The 15,621-nt window shown below is 49.9% G+C and carries 15 protein-coding genes, 1 tRNA gene and 1 pseudogene; 11 read left to right on the plus strand and 6 right to left on the minus strand.

Annotation, left to right across the window (positions count from 1 at the left end):
• The first annotated feature begins 128 nt into the window (after positions 1–128).
• From ACTHPM_RS00405 to ACTHPM_RS00420, 4 genes are all read left to right on the plus strand, one after another.
• Positions 129–701 carry a xanthine phosphoribosyltransferase gene (locus ACTHPM_RS00405; RefSeq protein ID WP_440393228.1) on the plus strand — a complete coding sequence of 191 codons (573 nt, stop codon included), beginning with the start codon at positions 129–131 and terminating at the stop codon, positions 699–701.
• A gap of 82 nt (positions 702–783) precedes the next feature.
• Positions 784–1,113, plus strand: coding sequence for a hypothetical protein (locus ACTHPM_RS00410; protein WP_440393229.1), 330 nt, complete (start codon positions 784–786; stop codon positions 1,111–1,113).
• A 91-nt stretch (positions 1,114–1,204) separates the two neighbouring features.
• Positions 1,205–1,420, plus strand: coding sequence for a hypothetical protein (locus ACTHPM_RS00415; RefSeq protein ID WP_440393230.1), 216 nt, complete (start codon positions 1,205–1,207; stop codon positions 1,418–1,420).
• A gap of 102 nt (positions 1,421–1,522) precedes the next feature.
• The gene (locus tag ACTHPM_RS00420; protein WP_440393231.1) at positions 1,523–1,867 is read left to right on the plus strand and encodes a carboxymuconolactone decarboxylase family protein; all 345 of its coding nucleotides are present in this window, start codon (positions 1,523–1,525) and stop codon (positions 1,865–1,867) included.
• Between the two features lie 56 nt (positions 1,868–1,923).
• Here the strand turns inward: ACTHPM_RS00420 and ACTHPM_RS00425 are convergent, their stop codons facing one another.
• Positions 1,924–2,385 (minus strand): hypothetical protein, encoded by a 462-nt coding sequence (locus tag ACTHPM_RS00425; protein ID WP_440393232.1) that lies wholly within the window; start codon positions 2,383–2,385, stop codon positions 1,924–1,926.
• Positions 2,386–2,574: 189 nt separating this feature from the next.
• On the opposite strand from ACTHPM_RS00425, the gene ACTHPM_RS00430 reads away from it, so the two are divergent.
• Both ACTHPM_RS00430 and ACTHPM_RS00435 read left to right on the plus strand, forming a co-directional pair.
• Positions 2,575–2,659, plus strand: a tRNA-Leu gene (locus ACTHPM_RS00430).
• 116 nt (positions 2,660–2,775) lie between these two features.
• Positions 2,776–3,690, plus strand: coding sequence for a divergent polysaccharide deacetylase family protein (locus ACTHPM_RS00435; RefSeq protein ID WP_440393233.1), 915 nt, complete (start codon positions 2,776–2,778; stop codon positions 3,688–3,690).
• Here the strand turns inward: ACTHPM_RS00435 and ACTHPM_RS00440 are convergent.
• On the minus strand, positions 3,665–4,369 hold the full coding sequence (locus ACTHPM_RS00440) for an N-acetylmuramoyl-L-alanine amidase (RefSeq protein WP_440393234.1): 705 nt from the start codon (positions 4,367–4,369) through the stop codon (positions 3,665–3,667). The genes ACTHPM_RS00435 and ACTHPM_RS00440 overlap by 26 nt on opposite strands.
• A 194-nt stretch (positions 4,370–4,563) precedes the next feature.
• Here ACTHPM_RS00440 and ACTHPM_RS00445 point away from each other — a divergent pair, with 194 nt between their 5' ends.
• The gene (locus tag ACTHPM_RS00445) at positions 4,564–4,749 is read left to right on the plus strand and encodes a YqzE family protein (RefSeq protein WP_440393235.1); all 186 of its coding nucleotides are present in this window, start codon (positions 4,564–4,566) and stop codon (positions 4,747–4,749) included.
• Between the two features lie 47 nt (positions 4,750–4,796).
• On the opposite strand, the gene ACTHPM_RS00450 is transcribed toward ACTHPM_RS00445, so the two are convergent.
• The 3 genes from ACTHPM_RS00450 to ACTHPM_RS00460 form a co-directional block, all read right to left on the minus strand.
• Complete coding sequence (locus ACTHPM_RS00450; protein WP_440393236.1) at positions 4,797–5,780, minus strand: hypothetical protein; 984 nt, start codon at positions 5,778–5,780, stop codon at positions 4,797–4,799.
• A gap of 131 nt (positions 5,781–5,911) precedes the next feature.
• Positions 5,912–6,838, minus strand: coding sequence for a YqhG family protein (locus tag ACTHPM_RS00455; protein WP_440393237.1), 927 nt, complete (start codon positions 6,836–6,838; stop codon positions 5,912–5,914).
• A 1-nt stretch (position 6,839) separates the two neighbouring features.
• Positions 6,840–8,582 carry a DEAD/DEAH box helicase gene (locus ACTHPM_RS00460; RefSeq protein ID WP_440393238.1) on the minus strand — a complete coding sequence of 581 codons (1,743 nt, stop codon included), beginning with the start codon at positions 8,580–8,582 and terminating at the stop codon, positions 6,840–6,842.
• Between the two features lie 508 nt (positions 8,583–9,090).
• Between ACTHPM_RS00460 and ACTHPM_RS00465 the strand changes: the two genes are divergently transcribed.
• The 4 genes and pseudogenes from ACTHPM_RS00465 to ACTHPM_RS00480 form a co-directional block, all read left to right on the plus strand.
• Positions 9,091–11,679: an adenosylcobalamin-dependent ribonucleoside-diphosphate reductase gene (locus ACTHPM_RS00465; RefSeq protein ID WP_440395306.1), complete on the plus strand. Its 2,589-nt coding sequence runs from the start codon at positions 9,091–9,093 to the stop codon at positions 11,677–11,679.
• Between the two features lie 375 nt (positions 11,680–12,054).
• Positions 12,055–12,330 (plus strand): ArsR/SmtB family transcription factor, encoded by a 276-nt coding sequence (locus ACTHPM_RS00470; protein WP_440395307.1) that lies wholly within the window; start codon positions 12,055–12,057, stop codon positions 12,328–12,330.
• Between the two features lie 74 nt (positions 12,331–12,404).
• On the plus strand, positions 12,405–13,586 hold the full coding sequence (locus tag ACTHPM_RS00475; RefSeq protein ID WP_440393239.1) for an MFS transporter: 1,182 nt from the start codon (positions 12,405–12,407) through the stop codon (positions 13,584–13,586).
• Positions 13,587–13,605: 19 nt separating this feature from the next.
• Positions 13,606–14,751 (plus strand): annotated as a pseudogene (locus tag ACTHPM_RS00480) (ISL3 family transposase); the annotation flags it as partial.
• A 143-nt stretch (positions 14,752–14,894) separates the two neighbouring features.
• Here the strand turns inward: ACTHPM_RS00480 and ACTHPM_RS00485 are convergent.
• On the minus strand, positions 14,895–15,521 hold the full coding sequence (locus ACTHPM_RS00485; protein ID WP_440393240.1) for an FMN-dependent NADH-azoreductase: 627 nt from the start codon (positions 15,519–15,521) through the stop codon (positions 14,895–14,897).
• Between the last annotated feature and the right edge of the window lie 100 nt (positions 15,522–15,621).

Below are 15,621 nucleotides of genomic sequence, written 5' to 3' on the forward strand. Positions count from 1 at the left end.
AAACGGTTAGACCTTGTCTGAGACGAACTTTGCGGCCGCATGGATTGTGTCATTTTAACTTGAATAGTGGACAAGAATTATGGTATTTTAACGTCAAAAAAAGAAGTGCCGCCTTGGGGGTTGAGGGAATGGATAAGTTAAAGCAAAGAATTGTTGAAGAAAGCTCGGTCATGTCTGAGCAGGTCCTGAATTTGGACGGTCTCTTGAATCATCAGGTTGATCCGGAGCTGACGATGGAGATGGGCAGGGAGTTTGCCGCCCGCTTCGCGGATGCGGGAGTGACCCGTGTTATTACGGTCGAATCCTCAGGCATTGCTGTCGCCTTCGCTACTGCGCTGGAGCTGGGTGTTCCTCTCGTGTTTGCGCGCCGCAAAAAAACGCTGCTGGCCGATCCTGACGCCCTGTGTGAGCGTGTTCCGTCCTTCACCAAAGGAATTGTCACCGATATCATGCTCTCGCGTAAATATATCCATGAACAGGATAAGGTATTGTTTATCGACGATATTATCGCCAATGGGGACGCCGCAAGGGGACTCGTCAAAATTATCAGCCGTTCAGGCGCTGAGCTCGTCGGTCTCGGCGTCGTAGTGGAAAAATGCTTCCAGGCCGGCGCTCGCGCCATCCGGGAACAAGGCATCCGCCTGGAATCGCTGGTAAGAATCGAGTCGCTTGACGAAGGCGTTATTACATTTGCCGACTAGTCTAAATTATAAACAATACCTTTCAAGTGGCGATCTTTTCGCTTATAATAGACTTGAGAACACGAAGAGGGGAGGCAGCACAATGGGGAAAGAACCGGTAACCGAGCAGTATTTCGTCGATAAACTGTCTGCAGCGAAAGATCATTTCGAGCGTGCACTCGATTGCAAACACACGGAGTTTGATGATCTTTATCCCTATATGATGGAGCATCCTCAGTTTTTCTGGTACAAACGCTACGTCGCCTGGTCAGAGCTGCTGACCATCGTGCGCATGTGTGATGAGCTTGACTATTCCTGGAAGGAATTGTTCACCCCTCATCAGGTGGAGTATGTTGAAAAACGGGTGATGTCTTCGACCGTGCTAGATTTTTGGTTTGAGAAAAACGACAGCAGAGAACATGCGCAACGTTAATTTGCCGTTTAGATAAGCTGCAGCAGATACGACCTAAATGAGCCCATTTAGGTCTTTTTTTGTGAATAAGTATGGAGAGGGGGACGCGATCTTGATTACCGATGAGCAGCTGAACAACTACCGGCTTTCCGGTGAAACGGTCCGGGTGGTGCGCGATCATATCGAGGATAACGATGTGAAGGGCATCGTTGTCGCCTGGAACGACGAGCAGGTGATGATCCGCCGCCGCAACCGCAAAGTGGTCAAGCTTGACCGGAATTATTCCTATCAGCCGGTGGATGAGCCACGGGCCAATCCGGAAGAATAACAACGTCTTCGGCATAGTTTTTTCTTTTCGGGGAGAAAGTAAACGGGCATGCGCACCGATAGACAGAAGCCTTTACTTTGACGAAAAGAGGATGAGCCGGAGATGGATTTGATGAATGATAAAATACAGGCATACAAAAATGAAGTAACCCAATTGGGGCAGACGATGCCGAATGTGGCCAGCGCCTATCACCAATTCACGGGGGAATGCATGAACGAGGGGGCGCTGGATGCCAAAACGAAGCAGCTGATTGCGCTTGGCATCAGTTTGGCCTCCAACAATGAAGTCTGCACGTATTACCACCTTGGCGAGGCCCGCTCCAAGGGAGCAAGCGAGCAGGATATCATGGAGACCGTTGCCGTCGCAGGTGCCGTGGGTGCAGGACATGCCTTTTCCCAAGGATTGACCCGCGTCCAGCATTCCTTGAAGAACGGATCGGTCCAGTAACATTGGACGGCACAGCCGCCTGGAGCCATCAAGCGATGCTTGAGGTTCGGGCGGCTTTATTTTTGATTCAAAGCCTCTTCGCCATAGGCATGGGCCGACAAAGGCTGTGTTGGTTCCATAAACAGGCTGGATGCAGCGGTTGGACGCAGTCCCAAATAAGCCCTCATCCGTGCCAGCATCTCGCTGCGGAAGGCCGGCCATAATATATTCATTTCGCCTGTATAGCCTCTGCAAACATATTCCGCCTCAATGCCCCGGTCGCTTTGTTCAATCCGGCAGATCCGGATGCGGCGGGTCTTGAATTCCCTTTTGACCCCGGATAACAGCATCTGCGTCTGCTTGTCGCCGCAGGCGAGCACCTCCATGTATAACTCGGGTGTTTTGAACACGCCGCTTTCTTTCATGATCCGAAGGTCTCTCTCGAATACTTTATGGATAAACTCCAGGAGCAAGTAGCTTTTGATGAGGGATTGCTCATCAGGAGTGATGCCTGTTGTTGTCATATTGATCACCGCCATTATACGAACTTATGTTCCTATTTCACCCTCGCCAAGGCCTTTTAATCAATACAGTTGAACTGGAATTTGATGCCTGCAATAATTATGGCAAAACAATTCAAAAAAAATGTTGACTATAATTTAAGTGCATGGTATGATCTATCTTGTCGCCGCGAAAGAGTGATAAACGCGGAGCTGACAAATACATATGCGGTCGTGGCGGAATTGGCAGACGCGCACGGTTCAGGTCCGTGTGGGCTAACCCCCCGTGGAGGTTCGAGTCCTCTCGACCGCATCTTATGGAAAGACGCTTTGGATAACCTCCAAAGCGTCTTTCTTTGCGTGCATATTTCCTCCTGCTTTCTCAAACAATGAGGTTAACGAGAACTGCTGTAACCACGAAGGAGGAAGATGCGATTGAAAACGTTATATGATTGGCGCGGCTTGCTTACCGCTGCAGGCCTTACGGTGCTGCTGACGACCGGATCTGCTTCTGCCGCATTTGCGGAACATTCAGAAGAAACGAAAACTGCTGCTGCCAACGCTTCTTTAGCAAGCGCGATATCCGGTGAGAAGACGCGGGCCGAACAGAGTCCGGCGAATAAAGGGGAAAAGAAGGTTGCCGTTATTATCGATGATTTCGGTAACGGGCAGGGTGGAACGGAAGAAATGCTGTCCATGCCGATCAAACTGACGGTTGCCATTATGCCGTTCCTTCCGACGACGCGCAGTGATGCGGAGCTGGCTCACCAAAAAGGCCATGACGTCATCGTCCACATGCCGATGGAGCCTAAGCAGGGGAATCCGAAATGGCTCGGCCCAGGTGCCATTACAGCCAACATGAGTGATGAAGAAGTGCGCCGAAAGGTTGAGGAAGCGATTGACAATGTACCGTACGCCATCGGCATGAACAATCACATGGGTTCCAAAATAACGGGCGATGAGCGGATCATGTCCATCGTGCTGAAGGTTTGCCGCGAAAGAGGCCTGTTTTTTATAGACAGCAAAACCAATTACCATTCCGTTGTCGGCAAGCTTGCCGTCAATATGGGGATGCCGCCTGTCGCCAATCATATTTTCCTGGATGACCTTCATACAACAAGTCACATCAGCAAACAATTGCATGCCGTCGAAGAGTTTGCAAGCACGCATGATAATTGCGTGACGATTGGGCATGTCGGGACCCAAGGCAAGAAAACGGCTGAAGTTCTAAGAAGCAGTGCGGCCAACATGCAAGAACGCGTGAGCTTTGTGGGCATCAGCGATCTGGTAAGGGACATCTGGGGCTGGGAGCCATCCCCTATATGGCCGTCAAATAATAATTGATACCATTCGCGATCGCCTCTGCGATCTGAAGCTGGCCTCTGCGGCTCGTCAGCATGCTGCGATCCTCAGCGTTGCTTAGAAAGCCGGTCTCGACGATGACCGCAGGGTCAGCCACTTGGTTCAGCAAATAAAAGGGTCGTCCATGCTGGATGATGCCTTTATTGCCGTACAGCTGGTCAAGCTGCTGTTGGATGGCGGAGGCGAGAAGGACGCTGCGGCCTTCATCCTGGAAAAGAACGAGCCCACCGCGTTTGGCGGTATTTCGCCCCCAATTGACATGCAGGCTCACCACGATCTGGGTAGGGATTTGTTGGCTTAGCTCTTTGCGTTGTGCCAAATCGCGGAGATGCCTGGATCTGCTGTTGAGCCAATGATTGTCGTCGCTGAGAGCGTAGTCCCCTGTCCGGTTCAGAACGGCGTGATATCCTTGGCTGCGCAGCAGCATGAACACTTTTTGGGCGATGGCAAGATTGATATCCTTCTCAAGGAAATTCTGAAATGAAGTTCCTCCGTCAATGCCCCCGTGTCCTGCATCGACGATGATCAAGTCTCTTGGAAACGCCGGATGATCTTTCACCTCATCGGATGTACGCGGATGTGACATCGCATGATCTGGGGAGGTAAAGGCGAGAGAAGCCGCAATAAGGGCTGAAAAGGTAAGCTGCAGAAACTTGTTCATTGGACATGGCCATCCCTTCATGGAATACAGTACAGCATTATGTTGTGCAAAAATCGGAAATAAATGCATTAAACGGGAATGGGATGGGATACAGGGATGCGAGGAGATTTTCAAGCTTTCTTAGCCGGAGTTTAGTTTAAAAGCAGGCGAATCTGCGCAAGCTATGAACATCACAGCTGCGGAGGGGATCGCGGATGGCCAGTGGAGACGAACTCGTCAAATACATTACCGAACGCGTCGTGACATTCATGGAGACGCCCAAGGAAGAGCGGAAGCGCAACAACAGGCCCAAGGAGCCTTGGGCTGAGAAATGGTTTGGCATGATACCGCTCGGACTCTCGCTCATGAAGCGGGAACCCCGAAGAAAACGCAAGGATTAAATACAAAAGACGCCTCGCCGAATCAAACGGCTGAGGCGTCTTTTTAGTTACCTGCGGGTCGGGACAACACTCCGGAGCTCACCGTGCGCCAGCAGGGAAGAGGCGGGCAGAAACCGGCTTCCGGCTTTGCCTGAGGCAGCGTAAAGGACAGAATCGTCCCTGCCGGCCGTGGACCAGGAATGGATCCCGGTGATGGCAAAGGGCGCTCCATAGTTGGCGTTATGTCCCGGAGAGCTGAATACGAGGCGGTTATGCCCCGTCTTGACGGCTTGGATCAGATCACGGTTCCCTTTGAACGTTAATTTAGGCGATGCAAGCCATGAAATATTGTCGTACGGGTCGCTCGTTCCGTAAGGCTCTGAAAGCGTACTGGCTGACAATTGATATCCCTTGCGCGAAGTCAGGCCGCCGATAGCGGATTCGATCTGGTCTGCATCAAGAGGCAGCTCCTCCGCCGTAATGGCGTTGATGTATAAAGTTAAATTTCCCGGCTCTGACACTTTCCAATAGGGAAGAAGCGCGGAATATTGCGCGGAAATGCTCAGGTCCGCCGGGAGTTTGTTTCCTGCGGGCAGGATGCCTAGCTGCTCCAGGCGATTGAACAGCGCCTGGACATTGTAAGGCATGGAATCCGCTTGCCCGTATTCGCTCAGCATATAGCTTCCGTCATCGGTCGAGGTCAGGATCAGATAGCCGACAGGCTTGCCGTTGTTGCTAAGCGATGCCAGCCAGCTGTGCGTTCCCGGACCGAGAGGAACTAGCGATAGGCTCGCATGCTTCCAAGACTTAAAGGAAACCTGCCGGGATAGCTCGCTGACGACGCCTTCCGTGAAGCTTAGGAGATCCGAAGGAGCGGCTGCCATTAGGCCTGAACCCGTATTACTCAGTAGGGCTGTATTTATCGTTACACTTTGCTTGGCGGATGCGTTCTTGCCTGCCGGTTCAGCAGCGGCCGTACCTGCAGATATCAGGCATTCAGCGAGAAGAAGCACAGCGGCTGCTTTTGCAGTGAAGGAGAGCAAGTGGTTCATTCGTTTCACCTTTCTTGTGTTACCGGAGTTTCCCCTAGTGTATCGGACAAGCCTTAAAAAGGCTGTTGCAAGCTGTCGCGCGTCAAAACGTCCATCCGGTTCTATTTTTGCCTTCTTTTGTCTAAAGTCAGCTACCGGGAAGCGCGCAGATGAAAGAGACCGCAGGTTATGGCGGACAAATGCACTTTCGGCTCGTACTGCCATGTCGTTTCACTGCGTCTGTTGGCATATTGCTCACGGATCCCCGTCAGCTTTTCCTCATCCGGTTCCTTGAGCAAATCGTCATAATAGATATCGATGACAGCCAGCTCCTCCTTTAAACGTTCCCTGGCCTGTTCAGCCCACCCGTAATCCATTTCTGCGAGCTGCCGGGACATATAGGCTTCAAGCGCGTCTGCGGCCTTTGAGAGGGTGATGGAAGCAGGCTGAATATGAATATTTTCGGGCAGGCGCGGGCTCAGGGTTTTTCCCTGCAGCTGTTCCGGGAAAGGAGAGACGATCTGTCCGGTGACTAGGGACATGCCGATGAAATGAAGTTCCTCCTTTTTGACGTCGCAGCTCAGCTCCACCTTGTAGCAGATTCCAAGCCAAGGCTCGTAGGCGGCTGAGAAGAGCGTTTCGCGCTGCAGTGCCGCCGGCTGCTCGAACAGATAGAGGCATGAGCCATCCTGACGGGCCGCATTCCAGATCTGCTGCAGCCTGCCGCTCCCGTACAGGACGTCCTCGCGCTGTATCCGTCCGGGACCGATGCGGGGCACCATGGGCGCCGTCCCGAAATAACGGGAAAGGATGTCCTGCTGCTGGGGCTGCTCGTCGCGCGACTGTTCATTCTTGTCGTATTGTTCCGGATCGAACACGAAAGTAAAAGAAAGCGTCTCGGGCTCTGCCCCGGTTCTTTCGACAAATCCCCAGTAATAAGGCCTGTTCGTCAGCTGCTTATCGGCCTGCGGCGATAGTTTGACCGTAACGTGGCATGGCGATTTCTCGATGATTTGGCATTCCGTGCTCTTGAGATAGGTCAGCATATGATCCTGAACCTGCTGCGGCGACATGCTCATGCTATGCCTCTTCCTCCCTTAGCGACTCCGATTCGTAATCGACCTCGCGTTTGATCTGGTCCAGGGTCTGGCCTAGCGTGCTGACTTTCTGCCTGATTTCTTCATTGGACCCAGACTCGAGGAACAATTTGTAGAGGCTCTTCTCGAGCGACTCTTGTTTCTCGAAACGCTCGAGAATGACGTCCAGACCGCCGATGACCATTTCGAACATATTGATTTTTTCGTGAAGCAAGTGCAGAATGTGTTCCTCGATCGTTCCGGAGGTGGAAAGGTTGTAAATCTGCACGTCCTTCTGCTGTCCGAGACGGTGTACGCGTCCGATTCTTTGTTCCACTCGCATCGGATTCCAGGGAAGGTCGAAGTTAATCATATTGTGGCAAAATTGCAAATTGATGCCTTCTCCGCCGGCCTCCGTGGCGATCATGACTTGTGCGCGTCCGCGGAACAGATCCATCATCCAGTCCTTTTTGCCCCGGTTCATGCCCCCACGGTAGGGTACGCAAATCAGTCCGTGCTTTTGAAAATACTGCAGCAGGTATTCCTGGGTCGCGCGGTATTCGGTAAAGACGATGACCTTCTCATTGACCTGTTTGATCAGCTCGATCGTTTTTTCTGCTTTCGTATTGGCTTTAATCGCCTTGATGGCGGTGACGAGTTCCCATACCTTGGCCGTGAGGGGCGACTCATCGGGTATTTTTTTCGACAGATTGACGAGCGTAAGGAATACGGCATCCCGGCTGCTGCATACTTCACGCTGCAGGGTAACCAGGGAGAGCATGCTGCTCAAATTTCCCCCGGAAGCCTGATATTGGTCTTTGACAAAGGCGGTTACGCCGTCATATAATGCTTGTTCTTCGGGTGAGAGCTGGAGGCTGACGTTGCTGACATGCCGTTTGGTAAAATGGACAGGTCCTTCGCCCCGGCGATTGCGGATCATGACCTTGGCGAGCTCGTCTTTTAGCTGGTCCTGATTTTTCGGCTGGCGTTTGCCCACCACGAAATTGGTTGCGAAATCGCCCTGGCGGCCGAGCTGCCCGGGCTTTAGCAGCGTAATGAGATTAAAAAGCTCGCTCATGTCGTTCTGTACCGGCGTCGCGGTCAGCAGAAGGCAGTATTTTTTGCGGAGCTTTTGAATGAACTGATAGTTCGTCGTTTTTTTGTTTTTCAGCTTATGGGCCTCGTCGATAATCAGCATGTCGTACTCCTGCTCCAGCAGAAAATCCTTATGCGGATCACGCTTGGCCGTGTCGATGGAGGCCACCACGATATCCGAATGCCAGCTGTATGCCTTCTTCTGGGCCACGGCAGGAATCCCGAATTTGCTGTTCAGCTCTCGGACCCACTGCAGCACGAGGGATGCAGGCACAAGAATCAGCACCTTGGACACGAGTCCGCGGATCAGGTATTCTTTCAGAATCATTCCAGCCTCTATCGTTTTGCCAAGCCCGACCTCATCGGCCAGGATCGCCCTGCCGGACATCTCGAACAGCACCTTATGCGCCGTATCCAGCTGATGGGGGAGCGGGGAAAGACCTTGCAGGTGCTTCAGGCACTGCAGTTCGTCGAAGCTTGTCACCAAGCGTGCTTCTTCTCCTTGAATGGCCAGCTGGGCAAGACGCCAGTCTCCCCAAGGCCCGCCCTTTTCGAGACGGCTATTCAGCTGCTCAAGCCAGCTGCGGTCGATGTGCAGCGGAACCGGAAGTTCCTGCGGCTGTCCGTTACCTCTGGTCTCGGAAGTATTCATGCCTTACCTCCTTATACATGTTCTACATACGTGTTGAAATTGCCATGCGTAGTCCGAAACCTTTTTTTCTATTGGATAGTGACGGGGAACAATTAAGATGAAATTGTGCAAAACCCTGGTATGCGTAGTATGCACGTAAACGGAAGAGTTCATAACATGCCTGGAACGCGGAGCTATAGCTGAAGACAGGAAGGATTTTCATAAAATATTTTCAAAGCCCGATTGTCAAAAAAGTGAGATTGGTGGAGAAAAGAAGAGGTTGTCCGCCATTGAAGAGCTTACATGCCTTAAATTTCAGGATTTGATTGTAGAGTTACAATATGTGGTATAGTATAATGTGTAACGCACACAATATATTGTACGTAATGAGCGGAAAACGTGGTTTAAGCCTTATATCTTGTTTAAGGGAATGCAGCGATAATTCATAGATTGGCTGAACGGCTGTGTTCATACGTAATCAAACAGGATTGAATAATACCATTATCGTGGGAGGTCGTTTCGTTTGGGTATGATTCAGCAGAAACAAAAGCTTGAAGGATTGAGCGAGAAAATATTTTTGGACCGTTATGCTTGGAAGGATCCGGATCCGAGTCATGCCAAGGTCGGAGACGTCGTGCTTGTGCTGACGAAGGATGATCCGAAGTTCCCTACCAAGGAAGTCGGCGAGATCGTAAGCCGTGACGGAAGCATCGTGACGGTCAAAACCCGCCGCGGAGAGCTTGTCGAATCCCATGTCGATAAATTGACGTTAAATATAGAGAAAACACCGGAAGAAATGTGGGACCGCCTGGCGGGAGCCATGTCTTCCGTTGAGGAAACCCCGGAGCTGCAGGAAGAGTGGCAGGAGAAGTTCCGTTACATTCTGGATGACTGGAAGCTGGTGCCGGGCGGACGCATCGCGGCTGGCGCAGGAGCAAGCGATGAGCTGACGCTCTTCAACTGCTATGTCATTCCATCCCCGAAAGACAGCCGCGGCGGCATTATGGCGACGCTGTCCGAGATGACGGAAATTATGGCTCGTGGTGGCGGTGTCGGCATCAACCTGTCTTCTTTGCGTCCGCGCAGATCGGTTGTCAAAGGCGTGAACGGTTCTTCCAGCGGTGCCGTATCCTGGGGCGGCCTGTTCAGTTACACCACGGGCTTGATCGAGCAGGGCGGAAGTCGCAGAGGCGCGCTGATGCTGATGATCAACGACTGGCATCCGGACGTCCTCGATTTCATTACGGTGAAACAAACGATGGGACAGGTTACCAACGCGAATTTGTCCGTATGCGTGAGCAATGATTTCATGAAGGCGGTCAAAGAAGACCTTGATTGGGAGCTCGTGTTCCCGGATACAACGGAGCCGGATTATAACGAAGTATGGGACGGCGATCTTGACAAGTGGAAAAAGGAAGGCCGCAGCGTTATCCATTACCGCACAGTCAAAGCGCGTGAAATTTGGCACACCATCATTGAATCGGCGTGGAAATCGGCCGAGCCGGGCGTGGTATTCTTGGAATACTACAACCAAATGTCCAACAGCTGGTATTTCAACCCGATCATTTGTACGAATCCTTGCGGCGAGCAGGGGCTGCCGGCTTGGGGTGTCTGCAATCTGTCCGCCATGAACCTCTCCAAGTTCTACGATGAAGAGAAGCATGACGTGGCTTGGGACGATCTGGCACTGACGACGCGTTATTCCGTCCGTTTCCTGGATAACGTCATCTCCAAGACGCCGTACCATTTCGAAGAAAATGAAGCGAACCAGAAAAAAGAACGCCGCGTAGGTCTGGGAACGATGGGCTTGGCCGAGCTGATGATCAAGCTTAACATCCGCTACGGCAGCCGCGAGTCTATGGCGTTCCTGGATAAGCTATATGGATTTATTGCCCGCGAAGCTTACCTGGCTTCCTCCGAGATCGCAGGGGAAAAGGGTGCTTTCCCGGCATTCGACGCCGAGCTGTATTTGCAAAGCGGCTTTATGAGAAACATGACCGAAGTATATCCGGAAGTCGGCGAAGCAATCCGCGAAAACGGCATGCGCAACGTCACCGTCATTACGCAGGCACCGACCGGAAGCACGGGTACCATGGTAGGAACGTCCACAGGCATTGAACCTTATTTCGCCTTTAAATACTTCCGCCAAAGCCGTCTCGGCTTTGACGAGCAGTTCGTGCCGATCGCCCAGGACTGGCTTGATGCCCATCCGGGCGAGGAGCTCCCGGATTACTTCGTTACCGCGATGGATCTGTCGGCAGAGGATCATATCCGCGCGCAGGCAGCTATTCAGCGCTGGGTGGACAGCTCCATCTCGAAAACGGCGAACTGTCCTGCAGACTTTACCGTTGAAGAAACGAAGCGCCTGTATGAGCTGGCCTTCGATCTGGGCTGCAAAGGCGTAACGATCTACCGTGACGGCAGCCGCGACGTGCAGGTCCTGCAAACCGAGAAGAAGGAAGACAAAAAAGAAGAAACAGCTGTACAAGAAGTGGCGAGCGCGAAAGAAACCGAAGCTCAAGAGCCTGCAGCCAAGCTGCAAGCCGCTGTGGCCGAATCCGGTGCGAAAGTGGTCGACAAGCAGTACAAGCGCCGTCCGCAAGTGCTGCGCGGGGCGACTTACAAAATCAACACACCGTTTGGCATGGCGTATATCACGATCAATGACCTTGACGGCATTCCGAGCGAGATCTTCCTGAACGTCGGCAAAGCCGGTTCGGACGTGTTTGCGATGGCCGAAGCTCTTGGCCGCGTCTGCTCACTGTTCCTTCGGTACGGGGATCATGGCCAGAAGGTGGAGCTGTTGATCAAGCACCTCAAAGGCATTGGAGGCTCGGGAGCCATCGGATTTGGCCCGAACCGCGTCGAGTCTATTGCGGATGCCGTGGCGAAAGCCCTTGAAACGCATGTGAGTTCCGGCTATGACGAAGAACATGACCCGGCTCCGGTTGCAGCGACACTCGCACCGGAAACGGCCGATCACGGCGGCGGTCACGACCACCGTTACGATGATCCCCAAGCTTCGCGCGATCTATGCCCGTCCTGCGGATCGGCGACGCTGATCAATATCGAGGGGTGCAAAACCTGCGGCAACTGTGGGTATAGCAAGTGCTCTTAAGCTGTAATAAAGAAAACTTAGATAAAGATAGATAGATAGAAAAATGATAAGATATGAAAAAGGTTAAAATCAGATAACCGAAAGAAAGGAGTAAGGGGGAACCCTTACTCCTTTTCTGCATTTCTATAGTGTGTTGTCATATGTAGTGCTTTTTTTATAGCATTTCGATCCGCTCCATACAATCCAATAAACCCTTTTGGCTCCGTGTCCTCGTTAGTATCATGCATATCTCCACTTCTTTTATCAACGTTGTACGCAAATATCAGGATTCAAAAAACGACATTTCACTTAAAAATCGGAGAATATGGTGGTAATTATCTAAAGGCTTGATTTGTAGCGATATCTTAGTACAATGGTTTTATGACTACTCAAAAAATGATAAATGATGAGCTTAGAGTCAAAATATTTAAGGCGTTAGCCGATGAAACAAGATTGGACATCATCCGAGCTCTATACACCAGCAGAAAGGAGATGAATTGTGGAGAAGTAGGAGACATTCGCGATACTACGAAATCAAATACTTCGTATCACTTGCGTACTTTAAAGGAGGCGAAATTGATCAAGGTACGAAAAGAAGCTCAAGCGAAGTATATGAGCATCGATTTGGAGACATTTCAAACTTACTTACCCGGATTTCTGGATACGTTGTAGAAAGAAATTCTTTTTTTTTATTCGTTAGTTCAATAATATTTGAACTATAGAACTAACTACAAAGGGTGAATAGAATGATCAAATTAACTGCTCTGTTTTTCCTCATCATGTTTGTTATTGGTACGGATACGTTTTTGATTTCTCCGCTTATCCCCACTCTTCAGGACTTGTTTCATATCCCGACCGAATATTCCGGTTGGATGGTTGGGGCTTATGCTTTAGGTTATGCCATTTTTGCATTAATCGCTGGACCGCTTTCCGATGGATGGGATCGCAAAAAAGTAATGCTTTTTGGCATGGTCTGCTTCTCGGTTTCAACCATATTATGCGGCTTTGCCACAAGTTTTTGGTCGATGTTCGTATTCCGGTTTTTAGCTGGAGTCAGCGCAGCATTTACGGCGCCTCAAGTCTGGGCATCGATCCCTGCTCTGTTTCCAACACCAAAAATAGCCAAAGTATCAGGAATCGTCATGGCAGGCTTAGCTGCTTCCCAGGCGTTCGGCATCCCTATTGGAAGTCTGCTTGCCTCAACCCATTGGTATTATCCTTTCTTTACAATCGGTGCATGTGCACTTTTGGGGGCGGTATTCATCTTCTATGCTTTGCCCGAAATGAAACCAAATCAAGGCCAACAAACCAAGACTCCGATTTTCAGTAGATACATCCCCTTATTGAACAGCCGAATGGCGAGAAGGGCTTTCCTCGCTCACTTCTTATTTCAGTGTGGATTCTTTGCTGCCTTTTCTTTCATTGGAAGATGGGTGACAGATCGCTTTCATCTTTCCATTGATCAAGCGGGGTACGTGATGTTTTTTCTTGGTCTCGGGAATATAGCCGGAAGCTTCGGCGGTGCCTATGTGATCAAAACGTTTAACCGTTTCAATACGCTGGTTGTGGGCTTTCTTGTCTCTATCGCATGTTTTATTGTTTTGCCTCACTTGCCATCGGTTGCGGCTTTCGAAAGTGTTTACTTTTTCATATTCGTTAATATGGGGATCGCATTTCCCCTAATATTAGGAATGCTGAATTCATTAAATCCAGCCATCCGCGGCACGATCTCCAGCCTGGCCAATTCAATCATGTATGCTGCGACAACGCTCGGTTCTTGGGTCGCTGGCCTTATTTACGCGGTTTTTAACGGTTTTTCCGCCGTAGGCATGTTTGCGGCTATATGCTTTGCCGGTTCGTTGTTATCTTTCATATTCAGCGGTATTTTGACCAGCCAAGCGAAAACAAAGAAGGAGATTGCATCATAAATGCATAGAAGAAACTCCTATGGATATTCTAAATCTTTCAAAATTTAACATCCTAAGTATTTGTGAGAATGAATTTGAATTTCTAATTCAAATGGTGACGAACTCTCCACCTTTGGCTTGCCCTCATTGTGGAAGTATAGCCAACCTCTACAAACATGACAGCAGAGAACAGATTTGTATGGACTTGCCTCTTCACGGCAAGCATGTAGTCCTTCTCATAAAGCGTCAGAGATATTGCTGTAGAGACTGCAATCGAACCTTTTGGGAACACTTAGACCACACCATAGACAAAAAGCGAAACTGCACCAAACGATTATTGTCTTATATAGAGACGCAAAGCATTGAACGTACATTTGTTAGCATATCCGAGGATGTTGGAGTACATGAAAAAACAATACGCAACATCTTTCGTGATTACATCAACCGTCTTAGAGAAACGCATCGATATGAAACTCCCAATTGGCTTGGGATTGACGAAATTCACATCATTAAACCAAGATGCGTTTTAACCAACATTGAGGAATGTACTTTGTTGGATGTTTTGCCCAACCGTAACAAGGAAACCGTTGTAGATTACCTCTTACGCCTTCCAAGTATAGGACGAATCCGATACGTCACTATGGATATGTGGCAACCGTATAAGGACGCCGTAAGGGCAGTATTACCAAAAGCTTTTATCATCGTAGATAAATTTCACGTTGTCCGTATGGCAAACCAAGCGTTAGAAACCATTCATAAGCAGATCCTTGAAGGATTATCGCCAAAAGAACGCCGCGGGCTGATGCAAGGCCGTTTTATCCTCTTAAAACGGGATATAGAGCTTACAGAGAAGGATAGGATGACTCTAGACCTTTGGGAAAAGAATCATCCGTCTCTCGTCACTGCTTATGACTTAAAGGAATCCTATTTGGATATTTGGGAATGTGATAGCAGACAAACGGCATTTCTTAAATACAACGAATGGAAAGCTAAAGTACCAACGGAACTGCAATCCGCTTTTGAACCACTGACAAAGGCTATGAAGAATTGGGAGGAAGAAATATTCGCTTATTTCGACCATCGCATTCCAGATGCTTATACGGAATCTCTAATTAGCCTTATTCGAGTCATTAATCGATTAAGAAGGGGATACTCTTTTGAGGCCCTAAGAGCCAAGATACTCTTTGAGGTTCCCACCTTAATCGATAAATTGGGGAAGGACGAATGATAAGGTCTCGAACGATTACACGATCATTACAATCTTTATCGAAAGTCAGAAGGGGTTTCTTCCCATCGGATAGCGTATTGTCTCCGCCGCTATATGTCGAATTAGAACCGGACAGCTAGCTCCGCGGTAGTCCGAAGCCCAGCTTCTATAATGACGTTGGAGTCGCCGCCATGCTGTTGATGACCTTCGATCACCACCACATCCGGATTCTGTATTCCCCACAAACCGATCATGTTCCGCATATAAGTAACTGCCATCTCATAAGGCGCCATATAATCGATTGAATAGTTACCGCCCCGAGCGTTGAGGAGTGCAACCTTCTTATCCGCCGCCAGTCCGATCGGGCCTTCCGAAGTGTAACGGAATGTCTTTCCTGCTTGTGTAAGGTAGGAGATATAAGTAATCAGCGGGGCAGGGACCGTACTGTTCCATAGCGGAAAGGCGAATGCGATCTTATCCATTTCGAGGAAATGGTCCAAATACCGATTGACCAGTTGGGCCGCTTTATCTTCGTTTGGAGTGGGTTCTACACCTTGATTCAACTTGTTAAGTCCACTGATGGCCTTATCGCCATAATACGGCAGTTCGACATCGTAGAGGTCAAGCACCTCCACCTGATCATCCGGGTGCGCTTCTTGGTAAGCCTGCAAGAAAGCTTCGTACATTCGAACACTTACGGATTGATCGGCTGGCCGATCATTTGCTTTAACCATCAATAGTTTTGCCATTTGTAAATCTCCTCCCAAGGTTCTGCCTCACATTTGTTTTTGACAACCTTAAGATAATCTAAAAAGTATGACATCTTACCGTCATACTTAGGAATATCAA

Origin of the sequence: Paenibacillus sp. SAFN-054, from assembly GCF_051966755.1 — a bacterium.
In the GTDB taxonomy this organism is placed as follows: domain Bacteria; phylum Bacillota; class Bacilli; order Paenibacillales; family Paenibacillaceae; genus Paenibacillus_AQ.